This window comes from Bacillus sp. EB106-04-02-XG92, assembly GCF_058791995.1.
The window spans coordinates 23,528-49,854 of the sequence record NZ_JBYTEA010000016.1 but is presented as its reverse complement, the minus strand read 5'-3'; the positions used below and the strand labels follow the sequence as shown (position 1 = coordinate 49,854).

Genomic DNA, 26,327 nt, shown 5'->3' with positions numbered 1-26,327 from the left:
CTTAATATAGTTAATAGTAATTAAAAGAATAATGATTTTTATTTAATTTAGTTAAATTTAACTATTAAAACGCTAACAAATATGATTATTAAACATATGAATAAATCTGTTTAGTAGCAATCGAAATATGCTCATAAAGAAATGATACGATATCATCTAAACATTCAACAGTTGTATATGGAGAGATAGAAAAGAATTTTAATGTGGAAATCGGATTTCTATCACTACTGTTTATTATATCTACTACACAAGAACGAGTTGTATCACCAAAAAATACTTGATCGCGATTTTTTCCTAGATAATTAAATAGTTCTATATTTAATCGGTTTGTATCCTCAATCTCTTCTTTTGTTGCAAGACCTATTCGTTCTTTTTCCCAATTTCCTTGGCCATCTCCATTCATATAGAAACGGAAGGTTGTAATTGGTCCATATGTAAAATCATTAGTGATTGCGACTTGAGGTAGAGCCTCACGCAACTTCTCTCTAAATAATAGATTTACACGGACATAATTTGCTAATAATTTTTGATATCCTTCAATTCCAAAGGCTAATAGATTAATATACATCGGAATAGCGCTACCAGCTCGTGAACATTCTAAGGTATAGCCTGTATGATAACTTCCATATGATCTATTACCAAGATAAGGTGTATCATCTTGTTCAATGTCCATCAGTTGTAAATCAGTATGCTTTTTTACGATTAAAATACTTGAAGCATAAGGTGTTTGTCCTAATTTATGAAAATCAAAACATACACTGTCTGCAAGGGACATATATTGCATTTTATTTTGTACGTATTGTAAGGCATTTTTCACATTAGGTTCAAATGAGAGTGAATTTTCTTCAAAACTATAATTATTAAAGAAACTATAGAATCCGCCCATTGCAGAATCAGCATGGATATAAATAGGTTTTAATTTATATTTTTTCTGTATTGCTTCAGCGCTTGCTTTAATTTTTCTTATATCATCAATAGTAAATGTATCTGTTGATCCCATAGTAGCTAGAATATAAAGGGGGATACCGCCATTTTTAATAACTTGTATAATTTTAGCCTCTAAATCATTTATATCCATAGAATTTGTATAGGGATCAGTTTTCACTTTTATTAAGTGATTCGACCCTATGCCAGTTGCTTCAGCTGACTTTAATAAACTATAATGTGCATTTTCAGAAGCAAAGCAATAAACATTTTGTGGAGCACCATGTTCTTTTGCTAATGGGAATTGTTTAGAAATTGCTAAACGTAAGCTCGAAAATACACAACCTTGTCCACCCCATGTTGTATAACCACCACTATTATGTGGATTATAACCAATCAGTTTTGAAAGCATGGATACAACTTTTACTTCTGCTTCTGCTGCCCCTGGACCATATACATCCCAAACACCATTACCATTTAAAAGTGCCATGGTTAGTACACCTAATAGTGAAGGTATACTTGGTAGTGGTACAGCGTTAGACAAGTAATATTTATTTGGATAAGGATGTCCATTCATAAATTGGTTTAGCTCTTCTATAACCTCAGATATAGTGATTCCAGCTAGTGGAATATGACTTTGGTGAATTAAGCCATTGTAGTATCCTTCTGATTTTTCCTCACATTTACCTAAAGTAGCTCGCTCTTCATTTTTTAATTGGTCAAGATTTTTAATTATTTTCTGCATAGATTCTAATAAAAGTTGTTGTTTTTCTTCATTTCCATCAACGCTCGGAAATAATTTTAAAATATCTTGCATGCAGTCACTTCTCCTTGTAAAAAACTGGATTTTTATTTTACTTGGTTAAACATAAGGGTGTAATAATTTGTAATTGCCCTTTTGAATACTTAGAAATGAGGAGCTATTTAGAAAAAAATGTAATTCCATAGAAGATTATATGAACTATGGAATTTAAAGTAAAGAAAAATTTTTTGATTTATTTTAAAAAAAGTAATTGTGAGATAATGAAGTTTCTAAAAATATTTCTGAATTAATTGTTTATTCGGTTTGCGTGTTGCCTTAGCATGTATTCAACTAGTGTAGTAGATATTTTAATATAATGTAGAACGTACTATAAGGTAGTTGAATAAAAGGGTTCAACTACCTTATAAACTGTAGATATTGTTGGGAAAAGATAAAAAAATAGGGTGGAAGTGCTAAAGATATGTTCTAGTGGAGAAGAAGTAGTAGTATGGATTTGGTAGAAAAATCAGCATAATTTTTTATGGAAGAATAATTATTTGATCAAAGTTGTTTAATGAATTCAATTTCATTATCTAATAATAATGGACGAGTTAAGTGGGAAGAGTTCTCTTCAACCTGGGTAGAATTTTTTGCACCAGGAATAGCAACTGAAACGGCGGGGTGGCTTAAAACGTAACGTAAGGCAATTTGCGTGAGACTTCGATTTGATCGTACAAGTGAACGTAATTTTTCTACTTTGTTTAAGCTATCTTTAAACCACTTTTCTTTTGGCCAATCTTTTCTTAAATCATCATCTGGAAATTGGGTTTCATGATTAAATTTCCCAGTTAAAATTCCCATTTTAAGTGGACCTCTTATCACAGCACCTAAATTATGTTTTTCAATATAAGGAAGGATGTCTTTTTCAGGTTCTTTATTTAAAATACTATAATCGCATTGTACAACATCTAAATCATCATTCTGATTAAAATGTTTAATATAATCTAAATCATTAGTAGAAACGCCAACTGCTCTCACTTTACCAGATTTTTTTAAGGTTTGGAAAGCTTGTAGAAAGGCTTCTGTTTCTTCATGTTTATCCCACCAAATATGACAAAAGTACACATCTATATAATCCGTTTTAAGCCGCAGTAAACTAGCATCAAACGCATCAATGATCTTTTGAGCATCTCCATAAACGGCTGGTTGATTGGGGTCATAATGATGACCAATTAATCCACCTTTTGTAGAAAGAATGATATCCTGCCTACGTTTATTTATAGCTTTTGCAACTAAATTTTCACTATGACCTAATCCATAAACGTCAGCAGTGTCAATAAAATTAACCCCTAGGTCAATTGCTTTATTGATTGCATCAATGGATTCATTATCTTTTACTGCTCCCCATTCATCTCCACCAATTGCCCAAGAGCCGAATCCTATCTCTGAAACTATTAATCCCGTTTTACCTAATAATCTATATTCCATTTTATACGGACTCCTCCTTTTCAGTGTATATTATTAGAAATATACATAGTGACCAGTTGGAATATTCTTGAAATCTAGTTTCGGGGTGTAAATTAGAGTATATATTTTAATAAATAAATATGAGATTACTTTATAAAAATTAATTGGAATTATTAGTAAAATGGTTTTTTATGCTTAAATTGAATAAAAGTATGAACTTTCACGGTATAAATATGAATTTTATTCATCATTTTAATAACTATGCAATAAGCGAAATAAATGTTGAATTGAGTCGGAAAATATACATTTACAAATCGCAGAATGTGTACATATAGTTGTAACTGTAAATATTATCCGTTTTGAAATATTTATAAAAGGAGAAATTCATATGAAGGAAATACAAAAGCAATATGAAATTGTAGAAGAATTGGATACAACAGTAGGGCAAGAAGCATTATGGATAGCTCATCAAATGGAATTAGAAAATGGAATGAACAATGAAGCTACCATAATAAAGCTAAAAGGAGATCTTCAAATAGATAATTTTAAGAAAGCGATTACTTTAGTGGTGCAATCTCACCCGGCGCTACGTACACTATTTATTAAGAGGGACGAAAAAATTAAACAATTCATTCAAAAGAGTATTGATTTTGATATACCAATTAAGGATTTAACTGCTTTTAAAAACACAGAACAAAAATTTATTTTAAAAAAATTCTTAGACTCTATAGTGAATGAGAAATTTAACTTAGAAGAAGGGCCTTTGTTTAAATTCCACATCATTAAATTGTGTGAAGATGAATTTATTTTACATATGATTTTTCATCACATTATTTATGATGGATGTAGTTTAGGAATTTTTATTCAACAATTGTCTCATACGTATTGTGAATTACTTCAAGAAAATACGGGTTTAGTATTAGAATCTCCTTATAAGAGCCTTGTAGAATTTGAGGAAGGTTTTATTGACAGTGCAATATATAGAGAAGGATCATCCTATTGGAAAGATTATTTACAAGGTGAATTACCTCCTACAGAGTTTCCTGCTACTATTAATAAAATGAATGAACCGATATATACGAACAAAAATATAAGTAAGAATATTGATGCCGATCTATTTTATCAAATACAATGTTTTGCTAAAAGAAATAACATAAGTGTCTATCGGGTTATGTTAAGTACTTATTGTGCCTTGCTTCATCAAATGACAAATGCTGAAGAAATTATTGTAGGTATTCCAATTAATACTAGACCACAAACGGAAGAAAGGAATGCTTTTGGTTATTTTGTTAATACATTACCTATACGTATAACAATAGAAAAAGGTGATACATTTAAGGGGATACTTAACAAGGTGAATAAATCTGTTCATTTGGCTATTAAGTATAAACATAATCCATATTCACATATAGTAAGAGATTTAAATCTAAATAATAATACACATCATAATATGATTTATTCAACAGCATTTAATACGGTAAGGATACCTCAATTGAAAATTCCCGATATTGAGTCCACAGTTTTAACAGATTGTAAAAGAGTAAATCCTTTTAACATGACCTGGAGAATAATGAGATATGAAGGGGAAACAGAGAATAAAATTGAGATTGACTATAATTCAGCATTATATAAACCAGATAGTATGAATGATTTAGTTGAAAGATATATATTTTTGTTACAAAAACTAATGAAGAATGTGAACGAACCTATCCATTCATTGGATTTACTTTTAAAAAAGGATCATCGTTTATACAAAGATATAAACTCAAATACTCTTGCATATCCTAATTCAAAAACATTAGATCAATTAATTGATCTACAAGCATTAAAATCGCCAAATCAAATAGCGATTTCAATGGGGGATAAATCGATTACTTATTATGACTTGCAGCAAAGGTCAAATCAAATTGCGAATTATTTACGTGAAAATGATATAAAAAAGGGACAGCGTATAAGTATTACTATGGTGAGAGAGATCGATACAATTGTATGCATTCTAGGTATACTAAAATCAGGTGGAGTTTATGTACCAATTGATCCAAAGTTTCCTGAAAAAAGAATAGAATTTATATTAAAAGATAGTGAAAGTCAAATGATTATTACAAAGAAAGAATTCAGGGGATTAATTGAAAGTTTTGCGATTCATACAATTTTTCTAGAGGATTTTCATTACACTAATTATTCTATAGAAAATATTGCGTCTACACATAACATAGAAGATGCTGCGTATATTATCTACACGTCAGGTTCAACCGGTTTACCAAAAGGAGTAGTTGTACCACATAGAGGAGTAATTAATTTATCATATTCATTAATGAATCAATTTAATTTAGACAAAAATGATGTATTTTTACAATTTGCAACAATGATTTTTGATGCCTCCATTATGGAAATGTTTCCGATCTTGTTATGCGGAGGAAGAATGCATGTAATTTCTGAAATGGAAAAACGTTCTGCAGAAGAATTTATAAATGTAATTAACAAGAATGGTATTACATTTGTTCTTTTACCAACTGCATTTTTTAAATTAATAGCTGATATGCCAAAAGAAATGTTGCTTAAATTAAATTCCTTAAAATGTGTATTTGTAGGAGGGGAAACCATACCTGCTGAATCAGTTCGTAAATGGCAAAGTAAAGTAGGGTTAAAGATTCCAATTCTTAACGCATATGGTCCTACTGAAGCTACTGTATGTACAACCATTTATGAAGTAAATCATGAGATAAAAGAAGAAACTTCTAATATCCCAATAGGTAAACCAATTGCTAATAGTAAAGTTTTCGTGATCAGTCCGCTCAACACGTTATGTCCGTCAGGAGTAGTAGGTGAATTATTCATTGGTGGTGATGGGGTTGCTAAAGGATATATAAATCAAAAGAAAAAAACAGAAGAGGCATTTATTTCTTTCGAAAAATCATATAATCGCAATAAAAAAATATACAATACTGGGGACTTAGTACGTCTTTTACCAAATGGAAACTTAGAATTTATCGGAAGGAAAGATAATCAAGTAAAACTACGTGGGTATCGAATTGAGCTTGATGAAATAGAAAGAGCATTATTTAAACACCCAGAGGTAAAAGATGCAGTAGTAGTAACTTATCAAAATGACAAAATTGCTAGCTTTTATGTATCAAAAGACAATACAGAGATAAAACAAGAGAACTTAAAAACATTCTTAAGTGAAAGATTACCAGATTTTATGATGCCAAATTATATATTTCATCTTAAAACATTTCCATTATCACCAAGTGGTAAGGTTGATAGAAAAAAATTAGAATTACAAATCCCATCTTTACTTGAAAATATGCAAAATCAATATATACCATCAATAAGTGGCACAGAAAAAAGGTTGGCAAAAACATGGTCAGAGATTTTAAATTTAGGGAAATATAGAATCAGTAGAGATGACGACTTTTTTAAACTTGGGGGACATTCATTAATTGCTGTGCAAGTATTAAATCAAATTCAAAAAGAGTTTCATTTGAAAATAGAAATTAGAGATATTTTTGAGCATACAACAATTGCTAGTCTATCTGCTTACATCGATAAATTAATGGAAGTAAGTCATGATAGGGAAGAACAGAAGATGCAAATATTAAAAGTTGCAGATAAGGAAAGTTATCAGTTATCAAGTGCTCAAAAAAGAATCTGGTTTTTAAATAAATCAAACGCTATTAATAGAGTATACGATACACCACTACACATATATATTGAGCCGAGTTTGAAAAAAGATATTTTACAGGACGCCATAAGGTTTTTAGTTGAACGACACGAGATGCTCCGCACAGTGTTTATTGAAAAAAATGGGGAGCCTAGACAAGTGATATTAAAATCAATAGCGATTGACCTGATACACCATGAGATTGAACACATGGTTAAAAAGGAACAACAAGAATATATACGTAGAACAATAAATCAAACGGATCATACACCATTTGATTTGGAAAATGGACCGCTTTTCCGGATTAGAATTTTTAATCTTGATAAGAAAAAATCCTATTTATATATCAATTTACATCACATTATTACTGATGAGTGGAGTGTAAGGAATTTATTAGATGAATTAATGAAGGTATATAGTGCCTTTGCTAAAAGAAGAAATCCTGAGTTGCCAACTATTTCTAATCGATATGTAGATTATGTTGAGTGGGAACAGGAGCAGTTAAAATTAGGTCGGTGGGATACAGAAAAATCTTATTGGATGGCCGAACTTGCAGCACCTCTTCCTATACTAAATCTTCCTTTAGATTTTAGTCAGAATCATCAAAGTACAAATAGAGGTACAGTATTTGAAATGAAGTTAGATAATAAAATGAAAGAGTCTTTGAAACAAGTATGTGAACAAGAGAATGTTTCGATGTATATGCTATTTTTGGCAGCATATATTCAATTGTTACATTATCTAACGGATCAAAAAGACATTATTGTAGGTACACCGGTTGTTGGAAGGAATTATCAAGAATTTGAACAAATACAAGGATTTTTTGTAAATACTTTAGCTATTAGAACACAATTGAATGATGTGAAAAATTTAAAACAGCTATTACAAGTAGTGAGAGAAAAATGTTTGAATTCTTTCCAAAACCAATCATACCCATTTGATAAAGTAATTGAGCAAATAAATCCTGATAGAAGCTTTGGAAATAACCCGATCTTTTCTACTATGTTTAGTTACCAGAAAGATATTTTGCAACAACATGATGCGTACAAGCTTCAATTGTTACCTAATAAACAAGATGTTAGTAAGTTTGATATTTCTTTAGCTGTTGAAGAAGGATCGGATTATGTAGAGATTTCATTTGAGTATAATATTAATCTTTTCAAGGAAGAGTCAATTAATAGGTTTACTCAAAATTTACTTAATATACTGGACGCATTTATTCATCAAAGAACAGTGGCATATGAGAATCTTTCATTCCTATCACTGGAAGAGGAATCTCTATATAGAAAGGTAAATCATACAGAAAGACCGTATCCTTATTTTCAAAATATACAGGAGCAATTCTATAAGCAAGTAGAAAGACAATCAAATCGGATTGCTATATCGACTGAAACAGAGTCTTTAACATATAGGCAATTAAATAGGAGTTCTAATCAAGTAGCTCAACATTTGCTTGATAAAGGTATAAAAAAAGGTGACAAGGTGGCCATATTTTTAGATAGAAGTATGAATAGTATCGTTTCTATGATTGGAATATTAAAAGCCGGTGCTGCCTATATACCAATCGATGTAAAATACCCTGAGGATAGAATAAATTATATAGTAAGTGACAGCGAGGCATGTAGAATTATAACGAATTACAAATACAAAAATCATTTGAATCCAAGTAGTTATAACGTTTCAATAATAGAGGATATATATCGTACGACAATAAATGGTGATGTGAAAATTTTAAATAAACCAGATGACTTGGCCTATGTAATTTATACTTCAGGATCAACAGGTAAACCAAAAGGTACATTATTAACTCATAAAGGAGTATTAAATTTAGTTGAATGGAGAAATGAAGTATTTCATATTTCACCAAATGATAAAGTAACACAGTTTTATTCCCATAGTTTTGATTCTTCTGTATCGGAAATTTTTTCTACTTTGTTAAATGGGGCGGAACTATATGTATTAAGTGATGAACAGCGCTATTCAACTGCAGCATATGCCCAAGCTGTCCAAGAAATACAAGCAACTATTTCTGATTTACCAACAGTATTTTTTAATGAACTATCGACTTCATTAAATAAACTGGATAGTGAAAAGATACGTTCGTTAAGATTTATGATAATGGGAGGGGAAGCCGCATCAACAAATGCTATTAGGAGTTGGAAAAATACTTTTAAAAACCAAGTACAACTGGTAAATGAGTATGGTCCTACGGAAGCAACTGTTTCAGCGATGTATTATTTCATACCAGACTTAGAATGCGAAAATAACATTTTAGGTAGTATACCGATTGGTATTCCAATTTCTAACACAAAGGTTCATATATTGAACTCATATATGCAACATTGTCCGGTAGGGAGCATGGGCGAATTATATATTGAGAGTTTAGGATTGGCCCAAGGGTATTGGAAGCAGAAAGAAAAAACAAAACAGGCATTTATTGCAAATCCATTTTCAGAAGATAACAGTAAAAGGTTATACCGAACAGGTGATTTAGCAAAGTGGTTATCAAATGGAAATATAGAATTTATGGGAAGAAAAGATAAGCAGGTTAAAATTAGAGGGCACAGAATTGAACTAGGGGAGATAGAAGATGCAATATTACAATTTGAGGAGATAAATCAGGCTGTGGTAACACAAACGAAAGATGGAATGCTATTGCAAGCTTATTATAAAACAGTGGACGGTTTAGAAATAGATAAAAATAAGTTAGCTTTATATTTATCAAATGTATTGCCAGAATATATGATCCCTAAATATTACTCTCATGTGTTAGAAATACCAATAACGGCTAATGGGAAAATTGATTTCGAAAAACTACCAGAAATAGAGTTTGATAATGAGCAAAACGATGGGTGTATACTTAAGCCTCAAACTAAAGTGCAAAAAAACATTGCTAAAGTATGGTCCGAAGTTCTAAACATTAAATCTATAGGTTTAAAAGATGATTTCTTTAATTTGGGTGGACATTCTTTAAAAGTTATGCCGACATTAGTCAAATTAAAACCGTTATACCCTAACTTGAAAATCCAAGATTTCTTTAAGTATAGAACAATAGAAAAATTAGCCTCTCATATTGAAGAAATGGAAGAAATGTCGTTCAAGAAAGAGAAAAATATGAATGTAGCATGTATAGAAAATGAAACGAAAACGACTCCTGTTTATAAAAGAAAAAAATTAGAAGAATGTGAGATAGATAGGGTGAATTATCCAAAAGCAGTTTTCCTTACAGGGGCTACAGGATATTTAGGAGCACACATTTTAAAACGCTTATTACAGTTGCCATCTACGACTATTTACTGTCTAGTAAGAAAGCATGAGGATCAAGTAATTGGTTCAAAGCTAAAAGAAAGAATGATGTTTTATTTCGGTAAAGAAATTCTCCAAAAGTTGGAGGAGAGAGTAGAGTTAATTGAAGGAGATTTATCTTTGATAAATTTAGGTCTAGATTCAAAGCGATTGGACCATTTAAATAATAAGGTAGAGTCAATCATACATTGTGGTGGAGAAGTTAGACACTATGGAGAACGCGATCATTTTCAAAAGGTAAATGTTCAGTCTACAAAATATTTATTGGAATTAGCTAAGAATACAAATGCACGTTTTCATTATATATCTACTTTAAGTGTAGTAGGGCAGGCTGAAAGCGATCCAAAAGAATTTGAATTCTTTGAGTCTAATTTTGATAGAGGGCAAAATTTAGATAATGTGTACTTAGAAAGTAAGTTTCAAGGCGAGAAACTGGTCAGAGAAGCAATGGAAAAAGGGGTTCGTGCTACGATATACCGTGTGGGGAATTTAGTGGGTAACTCTAAAACAGGTAAATTTCAATACAATATTGATGAAAATGCATTTTATAGATTAATAAAAGGGATATGCCTATCTAGCATAGCACCTGACATCAATACGTATGTAGATTTAACGCCTGTAGACTATGGAAGTTTAGCTATTACTGAATTATCCTATAAGGTCAATACAATAAATAAAACCATGCATATTTGTAATCCAACTCAGCTTAAATGGGACCAATTTATTAATAGTTTACAAGCTTTTGGATACGATATTATGTTAATGGAACAAGAAAAGTATATAGAGAAGTTTTTTAATACGAATCTAACCACCGATGAACAGAAAGCTTTAGAGCTCATAATGCCTTTATTAGAATCTGTAGAAGAGCTATCAGTAGCTATACCATCTTGTTTATACACGCAAGGATATTTGAAGAATATACATTGTTTAGAGCCAAATCAAGAGTATATCAATTTGTTATTAAATTATGCTATGAGTATCGAGTTTTTACCAACCATTAAAGAACCAATATTGCTATAGAATATACAATCGATTTTGAACAGATTGGTCTATAAATATGAAGTTTTGAATGTTTGCTTACTTCCCCTTATCGTTTAGAAAATTAAAAAGAACTTGTAGTTTTATCTACAAGTTCTTTTCAATTAAAAGGTTTATACATTTAGTTGGTTGGCTAATATTTCAATTCTTCATATTACAAACAGAAGAAATTAACTAAGACAAATAATTATTTTTAATTAGAGAAAAAATACAATTTTATATTAAGACCAAATCCATCGATCATCAGTTAATGCTTGAGAATCATTAACTTTTTCAATCTCATCTGTTATCGACCACTCATTACTTCTTTCAGCGTTCGCCATATGCACTTTAACTTTTTCACCTACATTAAATTTCTGCCCTTGTGTCAAATAAACCGTAACATTACGTTTACTTCCGTCATTTCCAGTATATTGAACAATTACATAATTATATTCTTCTATTCCAGATTTAAACTTATCTACTTTTGTAACATGTCCTATTTCATATTCGTATGCAAAAACATGTTTTAAATAACTTCCCTGGTGTAATGTATCAATACTTTGAACCTTTTCAATTGACTCTGCAACCATATAGTCCGTAAAATTACGCATCATTGCACCAGTAGCTTTTATTTGATCACCAACTTTTACATTTGGTGTAGAGTTTAAATAAATACTAATAGGCTCTGAATACTTTGTTGATTCAACAGAGATAACATTATCAGTAACCTCAACTACACGCCCTTCAATTGTTGATAAATTTGACTCGATAGAAGCTGCACTTGCTTTTGTTACTTCTAATCCTGGTAGATTTGTGCCTGCAAGAGCTGCAATTCCTAATGCACCAGCTAAAATGATTTTTTTCATACCTTATAACATCTCCATTCCGGTTGTAGTTAAATGCGCAGTTAGGTTTAATTCGTAAATAACTTTCGTATATCACCTAACATGTAATCATTATAGTTACAATAAGAATGATTATCAACTACAATTGAAATGTAATTTTGCATAATAATAAATCTTAATTTAATAATTTATCATTCAAATGGAAAGGAAGATGTGTATGTATGAAATTGTTACCGTAGAGCAAAAAGGAACCTTCGTGCGAAATGGGGAAAGAAAAATTCTAGGTGTAAATGGTCAACATATGAATTTTCTAATTCAACAGTGGAAAATTATAACTGTGAAAAAATTATACAAGGTTAGATTATTTCTTCGAGAGGATATTAAGGAGAAGTGTAAGGAAATCGAAGGATTAAGAGAGAAATACAAGCCATTTAATACATCTAAAAAAGACGAAATAGGCTACCATGACGGACTATTTCTATTTTTATTGCAAATTAATCTGCTTAATTCACCTGTTTTTGTAGAGCTCTAAAAGATGGGGAAACAAATTTTAACATACCGACTCGAAAACTTCGACTCTTAGAAAAAGTTAATAAAATGATTGTAAATTGAACTACTCACCACTTAACGTCCTTACGGACTGTTTGAAGTGGGAGATTCCTGCGAACACCGGTGTATCCACCGGTTATCTTAGCAGGCTCTACCCGTAGTCCCTACGGTGAAAACATAAGTATCTTGTACGTTGACTCACCACACTACCTACTTTAGCTTGGTTTTCGCAACTTCGGCAAGTATGGGGCGAAAGAACGTTGAAGATTTTACGGTTGCAACGTTTTTCTGCAACCAACCTCATATCTTCAGTTTTCAAAGAGCAATCTGTACAAGTAAATGATAGCAAACATGTTGGCTTATGCCAACCGACATTCATCTCCCACCTAAAATTGGTGTTTCACACCTTCACATTTTTGAGGAAGGAGTCTTCTGTCGGAAAACGATAAATAAAGAAAGATAAATAGATTTTCTCAATAGTAAAATTATTTACAAAATAGTAAAATATAGGTATATCGATGTCGTAATAAACACAAAAAATAATGAGGGGATGAGGAAAATGAATTTAAAACAATTAGGGATTATATTATTAGGAACCGTAACACTTGTGTTTAGTAGTACAAGTTTTGTGGACGCTGCTAGAAAACAGAAAGAATTTAGAGATACGGAGCCAAATAATACTCTTGAAACAGCCAATAGATTAGATTTGGGGTATGATTGTGTGGTTTATGGCAATTTAAATTTAGACGATAAAGACGGTATAGATATCTTTAGATTTTCCCCAAGTGATACGATGAAAGTTGAAGTTACTTTGCAGGGAATGCATGATGATAATGATTTTGATCTATTTGTACGAAATTCGAAAGGTAAAATAATTAAAAAATCTTTGAACCATTCTAATGATATGGAAAAAATCGTCTTTGAAGCAGAAGAATGGGAAGACTATTATATTGAAGTAAGTTCATCGGTAAGAGGGAATGAAGATAATAACTTTGATTATATTTTAGTAGCAGAAAAATATTAAGACTAGTAAATTTAGAGGCCATCCAAATGGGTGGTTTCTTGTTTTTTCAAGAGATATATGCGTAAAGCTAGTTGGGGTTATTTTTTCGGAGTATTATTTTGAATTAGTGGCTTATCAAACGAAGTATGACTTTGAATTGTAATAGTAAATGAATGAATTGATTAACCCATAAAAAAACGTAGGAATTAAATATTTCTACGTTTTTTGTACATAACATCTAAATAAAACAGTTTATTTTTTGAAAAAGTTGAAAGATGGTATTTATATTGGCGCGGATATTTATTACAATGTACTCTATAGAAAAAAGTAGCTGCAAGTGCAACCACTTTTTTCACAAAACATTATTATTTTAAAAACATTCTTAACGTAAACTTGCGCTTAATGGTACTTGAGAATAAACTGTGAAATTGTTACCATAAGTACCGTGTCTTGAAAATGAGGAAGAAATTGAACCATTCCAACTTTTGTAGGTAGACCCAGATGTATCTGTTCTTAGAAGTACGTTTGAAAAGCTAGCTTGGCTAAAGGAGTTACGCCCAGTATCTTCAACCCCCTGAACCATTTTTACTGGTTCATATTGAGAAAATGAGCCATATACAGGCTGATTTGCATATCTAGGGTTTCCATTTACATACATAGTAACCGTACCATTTCCGTTATTAACGAGTTTAAGGTTTACTCGGTCACCATCTTTAATTGATGCATCATACTGCGTGTTCCAATACTTACTGTTTTGACCTGATTCATTATATCCTGAATTTAAAAATACTTTATATCCACTTGGTGTTTTGGAAATACCACCCTCAACTTTAGATGCTCCAATACCTAAATACCAATTCACATATCCATCTTTAACAACAACTGATTTTGGTAGATTTATATCAGCTGCAATTCCGGTATAGGTACTATTTGTAACACTTTTTACAGCACCTTCTGTAGCTGCAAAACTAGTAGTTGAAAACATTGATAGAGAAATTAGAAGTGAACCAACTAGATACTTCATTTTTTTCTTACTTTTTCTTAATACTTGATTCATTTTAGATCCCCCATATTTTAAATTATTAAATTGTATGGAAAGTTGGCCAACTAACTACAACTTACAAATTAAAGATATATCAGGTTTTATTTAATGTATATATTTTCCTGTTATAAGTCATTGAAATGTCAAATAAATTTAATTGTTCATATTTATCAATATAGATGGAGTTGACAGAATAAAGTAGTATGTCTATTTAAGTGTAAGAAGATTTTGTTAAAAAATATAAAAACTTATAAGTGTGTTGGGGATAGTATGTACTACGATTCATTTAGGGGAGAGAAATATGGAATGAATATAGTTTTTTTCAATGGGTAGATCTGAAATATTTAGAAATAGATTAAAAACAAAGGAAATAAATGAATCGTTTTTGTTAAGGAATTCATTGAAATAATTCGTAGATGAAAGGAAATATATGATTTATAAGACTTGGATTTCCTATATAAAAGAAGAAAGGGGATCCTCCTATGGGAATTACAAATACAAGATCGAAGTTAGATAATGCAGCTATTGAAGAGGCTATAGAGGCATTAAAAGATGAAAATGAATGTTTATGTATGGAAATCGATTACTTAAAAAAGTTAAAGGCCTTCCTTCAAAAAGAGATGGAATTACAGAATAAGACAAAGCAAGAGTAATTTATCTTACAAAATTCAAAAGTATAGAACATATTAAGAGAGTACTAGATAATTATAGAGGTCATTACAATCGCAAAAAATCAAAGTACACTAAAAAGGAATGAGTCCAGTACAATACCGGACTCACATTCAAACATCCGCTTAATTTTTTGTTTAATTCTCCAGGCCCAGTTCATCATAGGCGATCGATTGTTGGATTGCTACGGTCAGTGGGTGTTATTCTTTAACTCATCACATATTACGTTAGTTTAAGTATTGAGAGTAAAAGAATAGGAATAGAAAAATTAATGTTTTGCTAAATAATCTATTAAAGAAACTTAAAGGAATAACAAGTTCTCCTATTGTAAGGATTTTAAGTTTATCCTTATTTAGTCCTTTTATTAATCCCTTTAATGTTTGGAAGTTTATTTTATTAACGAAAGACCAACTTGGCACAGCTTTTGTATCTGAACCTATTTTGAAAATGATATGAATACTATGTGCATGAAAACCGCTTATTATTAAAATAAGCATAAATCCTAAAATAATGAACCAAGTCATTTTTCAACATCTCCTTTCAGTATTTAATATTAAGATATTAAAACTGTTGAGAAAGTGTGCTGTTGTCCATGAAAAATATTGAGAAATTGTTGAGGAAACGTTGAGGATGTTGCAATGCTATTGATTGTAGCTGAGTTAATAATGCTTGTCATATTATATGTGTGAAAAAAGGAAATAGGAAAGAGAACAGTTGCGTAGACTGTTCTCTTAAGGAGCGGAAGCGCTGAACATTTTTAATGACAATGATTCAAGCATTCCGTTAATAGTATAAACCTATATTTGCTGTTCATACAAAAAGGCAGCTATAAAAAAATAGCCGTCTTACCTCAGGGAGAATTCAAGAAAATCAGAGATGCATTATGGAAACAGATGGGCTGTTACCAATCTGTTTGTAGTATTGGAAATAATTCCATCAATTAGTCATAAGTAAAAATCCCAATTCATCGTAGGACTATTCACAGTTAATAAAGTTGTTTCAAAAAAAGTGGTATTAATTGGAATTTAAACTCCTTATCCTGTATGATGAAAATGTGGGTATTCTAATATCCTTATAGTTAATAAAGGGAGAATACAGGAGGAGTTGTCATGAAAAATATAAAAACGGCTATGACATTGGTACAATCACATCTTAATGAAAATGAGATTATTGAAAACAGCCTATATGGAATGTTTCAATATCAAGTATTTGGTATGGGTAGTCAAAGAAAAGGGATATTGGTCGCTACAAATGAACGTATGTGTTTTTATACAAAATATTTAGGGAGTGAAACGTTTAAAGTATTTAATTATGCCAAAATTAATTCAATAGATGTAGAAAAAGGATTATTAACAGGAAAGAAAATCATTTTTTTTCATGATGGCGAACGTGAAGTGATGAATTTAATTGAGGAAGGTGACCTGGAGAGGTTTGCAGTATTTGTAAAAGAAAAAATTATGATCTTGAAATAAAGAAGTTTGTTTTTAAAATTTGCTTCTCAAATTAAACAATATTATTATTTACTAAAATCGAAAACATAAAAAAAAACAAATTTCAAATGACTTTAATAACCTCCTATCATACTGTTTAAGGGGAGGTTATTACCTTTCTAAAGATAAAATTAAAGAGTATTACTATCCTTATACAAGGATGAGTGACATGCAAATTAAAAAGAGCACTTTTTAAAAGTGCTCTTTTAAGGTGTGTATTAGGACTTGAAAGAGGCATTAATGACAATTTAGAAGGAGATATCTCTATACAACATATGGAGGTACTATGGAAGGGTGACAATAAAAAATAAAAAGAGCAGGTAGTATGAACTAACTGCTCAGCTCCAGGGAAATTGGAGACTTGGTATTTTATATTATTAGCAAACTTTCGGTCTATTATTCGAAAGTAGATATAGATGGTTAATTATTAATATTGTAATAGAAAATTTTATCCTTTAAAAATTGTTCCTCCATTAGTAACATGAGACTCTCCAATTCCTCCAATTTCCTCAACAGGTATAAGTGGTAAATTATTATTATCTGGTTCATTATTTCTATTCATAGCATTAAAGATAAATTGTGCGTACTGTTCTCTAGACACCTTCATATAAGGACTATAGTCATTGTTACCTGTACCTTCGGCAATATGATTGGAATGAATAGCATGAATTGCATCTTTTGCCCAATATCCATTCGATATATCTTTAAAAGTAAATGCTCCCGTTGCTTTTAATTGGAATGCCTTCGTTAATACAGAAGCCATTTCAGCACGTGTTAAAGTATCCTTAGGGCGGAAATTACCATGTTCATCTCCAGTGAAGATTCCTAAGCTTGTCAGAGATAAAATCTCCTTTGAGTAATGGGTTGTGAGAGAATTGATATCTGAATAAGGATTAGTAAATCCTTCTCTATTATCTGGTTTGAGGTAATTGTACATAAGAATGGCAACTTGTTCTCGTGTTACATCGTCTCCAAAGCCAAATATCCCATTTCCGTATCCAGATAGGATCTGTTTTTCTTTTAAGTCATGTATTGCTGTAAATGACCAATGGTTTTGTGGTACATCAGTAAAGACTTCTTCAGCATGGGCAGTATAATGTCCAGCTCCAAGTATTGTTAAGGTACTAATAGATAGAGCAGAGCATAATTTAACTAATTTTCTTTTCATAACATTACCTCCGTAAAAGCGATATAGTATTTTAATAAGTATACCGAAACCTATTATAATTATATATAAATATAATAGGTTTGATAGATGTATTAATGTAGATGTAAAATATAATGTTGTCATATTTAAAAAATTGCAGGATTGACCAGTAACTAGATTTGGTTATAATATTTTTTATTTTATCATTTTAGCCAAGAAGACTCCTTCCTCAAGAAACGCGAAGTGAGTAGGTGGAAGATGAATTGGCTTCGAACAAGGGATGGCAGGAAGCTATCCTAATTGTTCGACATACATAAAGTGTTACTTCACTATCTATCGAATGTATGTTTGGTGTATAATGGTCATATACCGAAATGGAGGTGAATCAAATGATAATTAATAAATCCTTTAAGTTTCGTATCTATCCAAATCAAGCACAAACAATTCTAATTAATAAAACAATAGGTTGTTCTCGCTTTGTATTCAATCATTTCCTATCCCTATGGGATCACGCATATAAAGAAACTGGAAAAGGTTTAACATATGGTACATGCTCTGCCAAACTTCCTGCCATGAAGAAAGAGTTTGTTTGGCTCAAAGAAGTGGATAGTATTGCGATTCAGTCGTCTGTTCGCAACCTTGCGGATGCGTATACACGATTTTTCAAAAAACAAAATAGTGCCCCCCGTTTCAAATCCAAGAAAAATAACGTACAATCTTATACCACAAAACAAACAAATGAAAACATTGCCATTGTAGGAAACAAAATAAAATTGCCAAAACTAGGTCTTGTTCGATTTGCCAAAAGTCGTGAAATAACGGGACGTATTGTAAATGCGACTGTTAGACGGAACCCTTCTGGCAGATATTTTGTGTCACTATTAGTTGAAACAGAATTACAAGAACTTCCGAAAACACATTCTTACATTGGGATAGATGTAGGACTCAAAGATTTCGCTATTTTGTCAGATGGAAAACCCTATGAAAATCCGAAGTTTTTCCGATCATTAGAAGATAAGTTGGCGAAAGCACAGCGTGTCCTTTCTAGAAGAATGAAAGGATCTTCTCGCTGGAATAAACAACGAGTAAAAGTAGCTAGAATTCATGAATACATATCAAATGCTAGAAAAGATTACTTAGACAAAATCTCAACTGAAATCATCAAAAACCACGATGTTATCGGTATAGAGGATTTGCAAGTATCGAATATGTTAAAAAATCGTAAGTTAGCAAAAGCAATTAGTGAAGTATCTTGGTCACAGTTTCGAACCATGTTGGAATATAAAGCAAAATGGTATGGTAAACAAGTCATTGTCGTATCGAAAACATTTGCTTCCAGCCAATTATGTTCTTGCTGTGGATATCAAAATAAAGACGTTAAAAATCTAAACCTACGTAAATGGGACTGTCCTTCTTGTCGTACACACCATGATAGGGATATTAACGCAAGTATCAATATAAAGAATGAAGCAATAAGACTTCTAACCGTAGGGACTGCGGGGTTAGCCTAATCAATTAGAGTTCGATAGAACTCTTTACTTAGGAATCCCTCACTTCTAAACGAAGTGAAAGTGGGGGTAGTTCAAAAAGGGAAAAGGGATAGTTTCAATTATCGAGACAGTAAAGGGATAAGCAAAAAGGATTAAATTTGAAGAAAGTAAAGTGTGTTGTTTTAATTATATTAGGAGTCTTAATTGTCGTATAACTATGTCCTATATAGCTAGTGAAAATGAACGGGTAAATTGGAAAGAAGTCTTTGTATATCCTATAGGCTTAATTCTATGCATGATACTTGGACATTTTGGGTTACTAGAGTTTTAAATATTAGTAGGGTTAGTATGTATTGTATGAGGTATCCTTATGGCAATAGGATTTAGTGTTATATAAAAAAAGTAAGAGCGGAGAGCATCTAAATAGAGTGCTTTTTATTGTTTCATAGAAAAAGGAACCCAGGAGGGTTCCTTTTCTTATTCCGATCTATCTTAAGCGCATATAAGATAATGTTATTTTACATCTTAATATTAGGAATTACAATGAATAAAATGAAGGAATTGATTAAATAAATAGATTTCAATATATTATAAAAAGAGCCACATTTGAATGACTCTTTTCTTGTAAATTATTTTTTTACCTTCCCAAAAGAAATACTTAGTTTATATGTATTATCTACTTGAACTTCTCTACCATCTAATTCAAAAGTTTGTCTTGTTTTCGGTAGGCTTGGATTATTAACTATAGAATATAAATAATCTCCTTTTGTTGGCAGCAATTGATTGAATAATGCTTTGATAGGCTCATTAATTGCAGAATCTCTACTCTCGATAAAAATTATAGAGTCCCAATAACCACCACCGTTACCATATGGGAATATAGTTATAATGTCAGACATAGGGTCAGCTTTTTTTCCATGGAGATTATATCCAAGTGTTCCATATTCCTCATCCCTATCAACAAAACCTAAAGATTTTGCAAGGTTGATTAATTCTGAGGATCTATCTTCTTTACCATGAATGAAGATTGAATTGTACATGAACTTAGCAAACTGTTCTCTTGTTACGCTATATTGCCCACCGTACTGATTTTGTCCGACACCACTTGTTATCCCATTGCTATACAAGGCACGTACGTAGTCTGTTGCCCAATGCCCCCTTGGTATATCATTGAATGGCATATTCCCTTTAACTTCTAAACGAAAAGCTTTTTGAAGAATAACGGCCATTTCATAACGGGTTAACGTATCATCAGGTCGGAATTTATCTGTATTGTCTCCACTCATAAAACCTGCATGTACAACAGCTTTGATATTACTTTCAAACATATGTCCTTTGATATCTGAAAAGTTTTTACCGTAATAATTATCATCCCGTAAACCGTAATATTTAGAAATAATAGCAGAAACTTGCCCACGTGTTACTTTGTCCCCAAATCCAAAATTTCCATTACCATACCCACTTATTACATCCTTATCAGCTAAATAATAAATCGATTCTTCAGACCAGTGTCCTTGTGGTACATCGTTGAAATGTTTAGTCTGTGCATGTGTTGGATTTGTTGCGCCAAATAAAGTAGCAGCAATTAAACCAGTTGCGATTACGTTTTTGAATTTCATAGTTAATTTCTCCTAAAATAAATTTTTTGATTTTATATACAATATATATCTATAATACATATTAATATTTATATAGATATTAGTATAGATGTAAAGTATGTTTTTTGTAAAAAGTTGGTATGTGGATATTTATTAGTTGAAATATTCACTTTGAGCTAGTTGTTATGTTAATGAGAGGAACTACGCCTAAGGGTAGAGGTATTTACAAATTTTAAAAGAATTCCTTTTGTGTACCAAGAAGCAAAATATTTTTATGATAAAATATAGAAAAAGATGATTAAGAAGGGATAATTAAAGTGAAACCAACAATCTATGATGTTGCGGAAAAAGCAGGTGTATCAATAGCAACTGTATCCAAGGTAATTAATCAAACTGGGCGTATTAGTGAAAAAACAATAAACAAAGTAAATCAGGTAATGGATGAATTAGATTACCAGCCAAGTAGTGTAGCAGCAGCGTTAACAGGCAAAAAAACATATACAATTGGGGTACTTGTCCCAGATATCTCAAACCCATTTTTTGCTGAAGTAGCAAGAGCGTTTGAAAATAGTGCACGAGAATCAGGGTATACACTCATTTTATGTAGTACAGACCATCAAACAAAACGTGAGCATGAATACATTGATTTATTGTTTAAAAAGCAAGTAGATGGCATTATTATTGCGACAGAGATAAATGATTATAAACTTGTAAAAAAAATCGTGAATCGAGATTTGCCACTAGTACTATTCACTGTAGATCATCCTTCCATCACGACTCATGTTGTGACAACTGATGATATGAGGGGAGGCTATCTAGCTGGAAGCTATCTAACGCAGAAAGGCCATACATCTTTAACGATTATGATGGAGAAGGATAGAAAAAGTAGCTTAGGGAGATTGAATGGTTTCAAACAAGCTCTTATGGATTCGGGGATTTCGTTAGATGATGAGGCTATCATTAGCTGCTATTCGACAGTGGAAGACAGTAAACGTGCAAGTAAGGAATTACTTCATTTGCCTAACAGACCTACAGCGGTTTTTGCTTGTACAGATTTGATTGCTATATGCCTTATGAATGAAGCAAGAAAACAAGGACTTTCAATTCCGGAAGATTTATCAATAATCGGATTTGATAATACAATCTATGCTGAGATTGCAGATCCGGGGTTAACGACAATTGAGCAGCCAATTAAACAAATGGCAGCCTGTACGTTTGAACAACTCTTAAAAACGATGGAAATGAAGGAGCATGCTAAGCAAAAAATTACAATTATTCCTCAGTTAGTAGAGCGATCCTCAGTAAAGGATATTACATGATAGATTTTTTATAAGCCTATTTGAATGTAACAAAAGAAGGTCATCGTAACTAAGTATAGTTAGGATGACCTTCTTTTATATATGGGATTTATACAGAGAATTGCTCACCGCTTTTCGTATTTAAATCCTGCTCCATCTCATTTTCTTTTGGAATAGTAAGGAAATGAGTTAAAAATGCACCAAAGAAATACAAACCAGCAAAGATCCACATCACGCCGCCAACACCTAATGGCCCGATGAAGGCAGTTACTACTAATGGTCCAACAAATGCGGATAATCCTGAACCTAAATTTAAGACAGACATAGCAGCTCCTTTATTTTCAGGAGATAAAGATGGAACTAATGCGGTAAGAGGTACATAACCGGCAAGTGTTGCTCCATAGCAACAGGCAACAAATAATATTGCCCAATAATTATGTCCCACCATTTGTGGTACATAATAGAGTGCAAGAGTTACAATTCCGCAACCGACTCCTCCGAACCATTTAATCGTATTTACCCAACCAAACTTGTCTCCAACAATACCAAAAATAATATTAAACACCATATTTACAAAGAATAGAGTACCCCAAATTTGAAGCCATTCAGTCATCGTAAAATTATATTTCATCATATAGGTAGGAAGGAAAACAACAAATCCAAACTGAGCGGCAGAGTTTATAATTTTAACAATACCACCAATCCCAACTTTAGGATTTTCAAATGCGATGGTAATGCCTTTTAGTAATTCGCTTGATTTGTTAGCGCTTACGGTTTGTGCTTTAAACCTGTCCTTATTTACCACAATTGAGAACAATCCACCGACGACAACAAAAATTAAAGCGCTCCATAATGTAGCAATTTCGCCGATTTTCGGAACCATATAACTAGAATAAAAGGCCCCAATAACACTAAGCCCCAGCTGGAATACGAACCAGAACCAGCCAACTGCTCTTGAAAGCATTTGTTGAGGCGTACTGTAAGATACCCAAACTAGAAAAGAATACGCAAATAAAGGATAACCGAACCCTCGTAGGGCATAACAAATTAATATTACGGGATAATTCATATGTTGAATTCCTATACCTATGAATCCGATTGAACCTAAAATGAATGATACTAAACCAAACGTCATGACTTTTCTTGGTCCCCACATTTGTACAAATACCCCAGAAAACCAAGAAGAAGCAGATACAGTAATTCCGTAAATAGTAAACAGGAAAGCAGCGTGTTCTAGCGTTAGTCCTTTTTCAACAAGATAAGGGGATAACCATCCCTGTTCTAACCCGTCCCCAATCATAAAAACAATAATCCCTATGTATCCCCAAGTTAAATTAGAAGGGATCCCAATCCTGTCCATAAATGTTTTGTTTGAACTAATAGCGTTCATTCTCCCACCACCGATAAGTTATTTTTTGGTTAAGCGCTTAATTCTTTTTGATAAAAAAAGTATACGCTTACATTATGGGGTCGTCAATTAAATTTTTTGATAATTTACAACTTTCTTTTATAGAAAGATTCTATTTACTTATTGGAGAATAAAATAATGGCGAGTATGAAAAGAAAGAAATACCTTATACATGGGGATTACTATTTAAAGGCTTGGTTTTCTTTGTTATATCAGTATTTTAAAAGAGTATATTTGTAGCTTTTTAGAGTGTTTATTTCTAATTATTAATTTTTATTTTTATGTAATACGTATATTGAGGGAATGCAAAATTCGGATGAAAAGAGGAGTATTCAAAAAAATAAAAATGTTTTCAATTTAGAATCAAGTGTGTATAATGAAGAAAAATAGGGGAAGCGCTTAACTAACTTGATACGCTAAACCCTATAGACTTTCATTTCGTTTCTTAAATTTTAATATAGAGGGAGAAATCATATGAACGTTTTAAAGATTGGGATTATTGGTGCTGGGCGAATTGGGAAACTACATGTTGATAATTTGCAGCTTATGCCACAAGTGAAAATTAAAGCGGTTTCAGATGTAGTGATTAGTCATCTAGAAAAGTGGGCTCAAGATAAAGGGATTTCCACTCTGACTACAAATTATCAGGATTTATTAGCAGATCCAGAAATTGATGCTGTCTTTATTTGTTCACCAACAAATACACATGCGCAAATTATTAAAGAAGCAGCTCTTGCGAAAAAACATATTTTCTGTGAAAAACCTGTTAGTTTCTCAGTAGAAGAAACATTAGAAGCATTAGAAGTGGTAAAAGAACAGGGAGTATCTCTTCAAGTAGGATTTAATCGTCGTTTTGATCCGAACTTCAGGAAAGTGTATGATCTGATTCAACAAGGTGAAGTGGGGCAGCCGCATATCTTAAAAATTACGTCACGCGATCCACAACCGCCAAGTATAGAATACGTTCGCTCTTCAGGCGGATTGTTTATGGATATGATGATTCATGATTTTGATATGGCTCGCTATGTGATGAATAGTGAAGTTGTTGAAGTATTTGCATATGGAACAACATTAATTGATCCAACCATTCAGGAAGTAAATGATGTAGATACAGCAATTGTCACATTAAAATTTGCAAATGGAGCTTTAGGAGTAATTGATAATAGCCGCCAAGCTGTTTATGGATATGACCAGCGTGTTGAAGTGTTTGGTGAAAAAGGTGCGGTTGCTGCGGATAATTGCTGCCCGACAACAGTACAAGTGTCAAAAACAGAAGGTATTGTAAAAGATAAGCCGCTTTATTTCTTCTTAGAGCGCTACACGCAAGCTTACATTGAGGAAGTAACACAATTTACAAAGTCAATTATAGAAGGACAAGCTGTTATTTGCAGTGGTAATGATGGGTTACAAGCAGAGCGAATTGCGAAAGCTGCGAAGGAATCTTTGCTAACAGGAAAACCTGTTCAAATTGAACATAAACAGCCTGCATTAAATCAATAAAGAGAGCGCTTACTTATAGATAGATAAAGAGTAATGAATAGTAGGTTAATAAAAATATGAACCACAGCATTCATTCTTTCATAAAGCATGGGAGGTAGTAACAATGAATCCACTTATTTTTAAAGAAAGTCGTCCATTGGACCTAATTGCAGTTGGACGTTTATGCGTTGATTTAAATGCTAATGAAACACAACGTCCTATGGAAGAAACAAGAACGTTTACTAAATATGTAGGAGGTTCTCCTGCGAATATTGCGATTGGTGCTGCACGTCTTGGCTTACAAACAGGATTTATCGGTAAAGTGTCCGATGACCAAATGGGCCGCTTTATTACGGGGTACCTAAAGGACAACAATATTAATACAGATCAGATATGTATCGATCTTACTGGTGCAGTGACAGGTTTAGCATTTACAGAAATTAAAAGCCCTGAGGATTGCAGTATTTTAATGTACCGCGACAATGTCGCAGACTTAAACCTAGATCCAACAGAGGTATCTGAGGACTATATTAAACAATCAAAAGCCCTCTTAATTTCAGGTACAGCTTTAGCAAAAAGCCCTTCTCGCGAGGCAGTATTTTTAGCACTAGAATATGCGCGTAAACATGATGTAGTTGTATTTTTTGATGTGGATTACCGCCCGTATACATGGCAGTCAGAAGCTGAAACGGCTGTGTATTACAACCTAGCGGCTGAAAAATCTGATGTCATTATTGGAACGCGCGAAGAATTCGATATGATGGAAAAACTATTAAACTACGAACAATCTAATGACCAAGTTACGGCTGAAAGATGGTTTTCTCATCATGCGAAAATCGTTGTAATTAAACACGGCGGGGATGGTTCAATCGCTTATACGAGAGACGGTCAATCTCACCGCGGCGGTATCTTTAAAACAAAGGTGTTAAAGACGTTTGGCGCTGGCGACTCGTATGCATCTGCGTTTATTTATGGCTTAATGCAAGGGCTTGAAATTCCTCAAGCGATGCGATTAGGTGGCGCTTCTGCTTCGATCGTTATTTCTAAACATAGCTGTTCTGATGCAATGCCAACAAGGGCAGAGATTTCTGCATTCATGGAAACGGCTGAGGAATTGGTATAGAAACCTCATGAATTAATAATCAAGTAGGTGCGTATCCTATTGGATGCTTCTACATTACATAAA

At 32.3% G+C, this 26,327-nt stretch carries 17 protein-coding genes; 9 read left to right on the top strand and 8 right to left on the bottom strand.

Annotated elements, in window-relative coordinates; translation table 11 throughout:
- Positions 1-88: 88 nt before the first annotated feature.
- Both AC3WVA_RS26050 and AC3WVA_RS26045 read right to left on the bottom strand, forming a co-directional pair.
- Positions 89-1,741, bottom strand: coding sequence for a pyridoxal phosphate-dependent decarboxylase family protein (locus tag AC3WVA_RS26050; RefSeq protein WP_492322280.1), 1,653 nt, complete (start codon positions 1,739-1,741; stop codon positions 89-91).
- A gap of 486 nt (positions 1,742-2,227) precedes the next feature.
- Positions 2,228-3,154, bottom strand: coding sequence for an aldo/keto reductase (locus tag AC3WVA_RS26045; RefSeq protein WP_492322279.1), 927 nt, complete (start codon positions 3,152-3,154; stop codon positions 2,228-2,230).
- A gap of 367 nt (positions 3,155-3,521) precedes the next feature.
- On the opposite strand from AC3WVA_RS26045, the gene AC3WVA_RS26040 reads away from it, so the two are divergent.
- Positions 3,522-11,123: a non-ribosomal peptide synthetase gene (locus AC3WVA_RS26040; RefSeq protein ID WP_492322278.1), complete on the top strand. Its 7,602-nt coding sequence runs from the start codon at positions 3,522-3,524 to the stop codon at positions 11,121-11,123.
- 239 nt (positions 11,124-11,362) lie between these two features.
- Here AC3WVA_RS26040 and AC3WVA_RS26035 read toward each other — a convergent pair whose 3' ends face one another.
- Positions 11,363-11,989 carry a hypothetical protein gene (locus tag AC3WVA_RS26035; protein ID WP_195756416.1) on the bottom strand — a complete coding sequence of 209 codons (627 nt, stop codon included), beginning with the start codon at positions 11,987-11,989 and terminating at the stop codon, positions 11,363-11,365.
- A 196-nt stretch (positions 11,990-12,185) separates the two neighbouring features.
- Here AC3WVA_RS26035 and AC3WVA_RS26030 point away from each other — a divergent pair, with 196 nt between their 5' ends.
- Positions 12,186-12,500 carry a hypothetical protein gene (locus AC3WVA_RS26030; RefSeq protein ID WP_098521399.1) on the top strand — a complete coding sequence of 105 codons (315 nt, stop codon included), beginning with the start codon at positions 12,186-12,188 and terminating at the stop codon, positions 12,498-12,500.
- 576 nt (positions 12,501-13,076) lie between these two features.
- Positions 13,077-13,541 (top strand): hypothetical protein, encoded by a 465-nt coding sequence (locus tag AC3WVA_RS26025; protein ID WP_195757104.1) that lies wholly within the window; start codon positions 13,077-13,079, stop codon positions 13,539-13,541.
- Positions 13,542-13,902: 361 nt separating this feature from the next.
- Here the strand turns inward: AC3WVA_RS26025 and AC3WVA_RS26020 are convergent, their stop codons facing one another.
- Entirely contained in the window at positions 13,903-14,577 is a 675-nt protein-coding gene (locus tag AC3WVA_RS26020; RefSeq protein ID WP_098521401.1) for a hypothetical protein, read from the bottom strand.
- A gap of 467 nt (positions 14,578-15,044) precedes the next feature.
- Here AC3WVA_RS26020 and AC3WVA_RS26015 point away from each other — a divergent pair, with 467 nt between their 5' ends.
- Positions 15,045-15,215, top strand: coding sequence for a hypothetical protein (locus tag AC3WVA_RS26015; RefSeq protein WP_166689422.1), 171 nt, complete (start codon positions 15,045-15,047; stop codon positions 15,213-15,215).
- Between the two features lie 243 nt (positions 15,216-15,458).
- Here the strand turns inward: AC3WVA_RS26015 and AC3WVA_RS26010 are convergent, their stop codons facing one another.
- The gene (locus AC3WVA_RS26010) at positions 15,459-15,755 is read right to left on the bottom strand and encodes a hypothetical protein (protein ID WP_098521402.1); all 297 of its coding nucleotides are present in this window, start codon (positions 15,753-15,755) and stop codon (positions 15,459-15,461) included.
- A 585-nt stretch (positions 15,756-16,340) separates the two neighbouring features.
- Here AC3WVA_RS26010 and AC3WVA_RS26005 point away from each other — a divergent pair.
- Positions 16,341-16,703 carry a PH domain-containing protein gene (locus AC3WVA_RS26005; RefSeq protein ID WP_016136249.1) on the top strand — a complete coding sequence of 121 codons (363 nt, stop codon included), beginning with the start codon at positions 16,341-16,343 and terminating at the stop codon, positions 16,701-16,703.
- Positions 16,704-17,169: 466 nt separating this feature from the next.
- Here the strand turns inward: AC3WVA_RS26005 and AC3WVA_RS26000 are convergent, their stop codons facing one another.
- Positions 17,170-17,889 carry an S-layer homology domain-containing protein gene (locus AC3WVA_RS26000; RefSeq protein WP_195757105.1) on the bottom strand — a complete coding sequence of 240 codons (720 nt, stop codon included), beginning with the start codon at positions 17,887-17,889 and terminating at the stop codon, positions 17,170-17,172.
- 368 nt (positions 17,890-18,257) lie between these two features.
- Between AC3WVA_RS26000 and tnpB the strand changes: the two genes are divergently transcribed.
- Positions 18,258-19,379: an IS200/IS605 family element RNA-guided endonuclease TnpB gene (tnpB, locus tag AC3WVA_RS25995; RefSeq protein WP_492322277.1), complete on the top strand. Its 1,122-nt coding sequence runs from the start codon at positions 18,258-18,260 to the stop codon at positions 19,377-19,379.
- A gap of 608 nt (positions 19,380-19,987) precedes the next feature.
- On the opposite strand, the gene AC3WVA_RS25990 is transcribed toward tnpB, so the two are convergent.
- Positions 19,988-20,977, bottom strand: coding sequence for an S-layer homology domain-containing protein (locus AC3WVA_RS25990; protein WP_098521043.1), 990 nt, complete (start codon positions 20,975-20,977; stop codon positions 19,988-19,990).
- Between the two features lie 296 nt (positions 20,978-21,273).
- Between AC3WVA_RS25990 and AC3WVA_RS25985 the strand changes: the two genes are divergently transcribed.
- A complete protein-coding gene (locus tag AC3WVA_RS25985) occupies positions 21,274-22,275 on the top strand; it encodes a LacI family DNA-binding transcriptional regulator (RefSeq protein WP_098521042.1) in 1,002 nt (333 codons plus the stop codon).
- An 88-nt stretch (positions 22,276-22,363) separates the two neighbouring features.
- Here AC3WVA_RS25985 and AC3WVA_RS25980 read toward each other — a convergent pair whose 3' ends face one another.
- Entirely contained in the window at positions 22,364-23,644 is a 1,281-nt protein-coding gene (locus AC3WVA_RS25980; protein ID WP_098646213.1) for an MFS transporter, read from the bottom strand.
- Positions 23,645-24,136: 492 nt separating this feature from the next.
- Between AC3WVA_RS25980 and iolG the strand changes: the two genes are divergently transcribed.
- Entirely contained in the window at positions 24,137-25,162 is a 1,026-nt protein-coding gene (iolG, locus tag AC3WVA_RS25975; RefSeq protein ID WP_098521040.1) for an inositol 2-dehydrogenase, read from the top strand.
- A 103-nt stretch (positions 25,163-25,265) separates the two neighbouring features.
- The gene (gene iolC / locus AC3WVA_RS25970) at positions 25,266-26,264 is read left to right on the top strand and encodes a 5-dehydro-2-deoxygluconokinase (protein ID WP_492322276.1); all 999 of its coding nucleotides are present in this window, start codon (positions 25,266-25,268) and stop codon (positions 26,262-26,264) included.
- The last annotated feature ends 63 nt before the right edge of the window (positions 26,265-26,327 follow it).

Excerpts from the sequence above, each read along its gene's own strand:
- AC3WVA_RS26015 (WP_166689422.1), top strand. The coding sequence starts at position 15,045 with ATGGGAATTACAAATACAAGATCGAAGTTAGATAATGCAGCTATTGAA.
- AC3WVA_RS26010 (WP_098521402.1), bottom strand. The coding sequence starts at position 15,755 with ATGACTTGGTTCATTATTTTAGGATTTATGCTTATTTTAATAATAAGC.
- iolG (WP_098521040.1), top strand. The coding sequence starts at position 24,137 with ATGAACGTTTTAAAGATTGGGATTATTGGTGCTGGGCGAATTGGGAAA.
- AC3WVA_RS26045 (WP_492322279.1), bottom strand. The coding sequence starts at position 3,154 with ATGGAATATAGATTATTAGGTAAAACGGGATTAATAGTTTCAGAGATA.
- AC3WVA_RS25990 (WP_098521043.1), bottom strand. The coding sequence starts at position 20,977 with ATGAAATTCAAAAACGTAATCGCAACTGGTTTAATTGCTGCTACTTTA.
- tnpB (WP_492322277.1), top strand. The coding sequence starts at position 18,258 with ATGATAATTAATAAATCCTTTAAGTTTCGTATCTATCCAAATCAAGCA.
- AC3WVA_RS26025 (WP_195757104.1), top strand. The coding sequence starts at position 13,077 with ATGAATTTAAAACAATTAGGGATTATATTATTAGGAACCGTAACACTT.
- AC3WVA_RS26020 (WP_098521401.1), bottom strand. The coding sequence starts at position 14,577 with ATGAATCAAGTATTAAGAAAAAGTAAGAAAAAAATGAAGTATCTAGTT.
- AC3WVA_RS26000 (WP_195757105.1), bottom strand. The coding sequence starts at position 17,889 with ATGAAAAGAAAATTAGTTAAATTATGCTCTGCTCTATCTATTAGTACC.
- AC3WVA_RS26005 (WP_016136249.1), top strand. The coding sequence starts at position 16,341 with ATGAAAAATATAAAAACGGCTATGACATTGGTACAATCACATCTTAAT.
- AC3WVA_RS26050 (WP_492322280.1), bottom strand. The coding sequence starts at position 1,741 with ATGCAAGATATTTTAAAATTATTTCCGAGCGTTGATGGAAATGAAGAA.
- AC3WVA_RS26030 (WP_098521399.1), top strand. The coding sequence starts at position 12,186 with ATGTATGAAATTGTTACCGTAGAGCAAAAAGGAACCTTCGTGCGAAAT.
- AC3WVA_RS26035 (WP_195756416.1), bottom strand. The coding sequence starts at position 11,989 with ATGAAAAAAATCATTTTAGCTGGTGCATTAGGAATTGCAGCTCTTGCA.
- AC3WVA_RS26040 (WP_492322278.1), top strand. The coding sequence starts at position 3,522 with ATGAAGGAAATACAAAAGCAATATGAAATTGTAGAAGAATTGGATACA.
- iolC (WP_492322276.1), top strand. The coding sequence starts at position 25,266 with ATGAATCCACTTATTTTTAAAGAAAGTCGTCCATTGGACCTAATTGCA.
- AC3WVA_RS25980 (WP_098646213.1), bottom strand. The coding sequence starts at position 23,644 with ATGAACGCTATTAGTTCAAACAAAACATTTATGGACAGGATTGGGATC.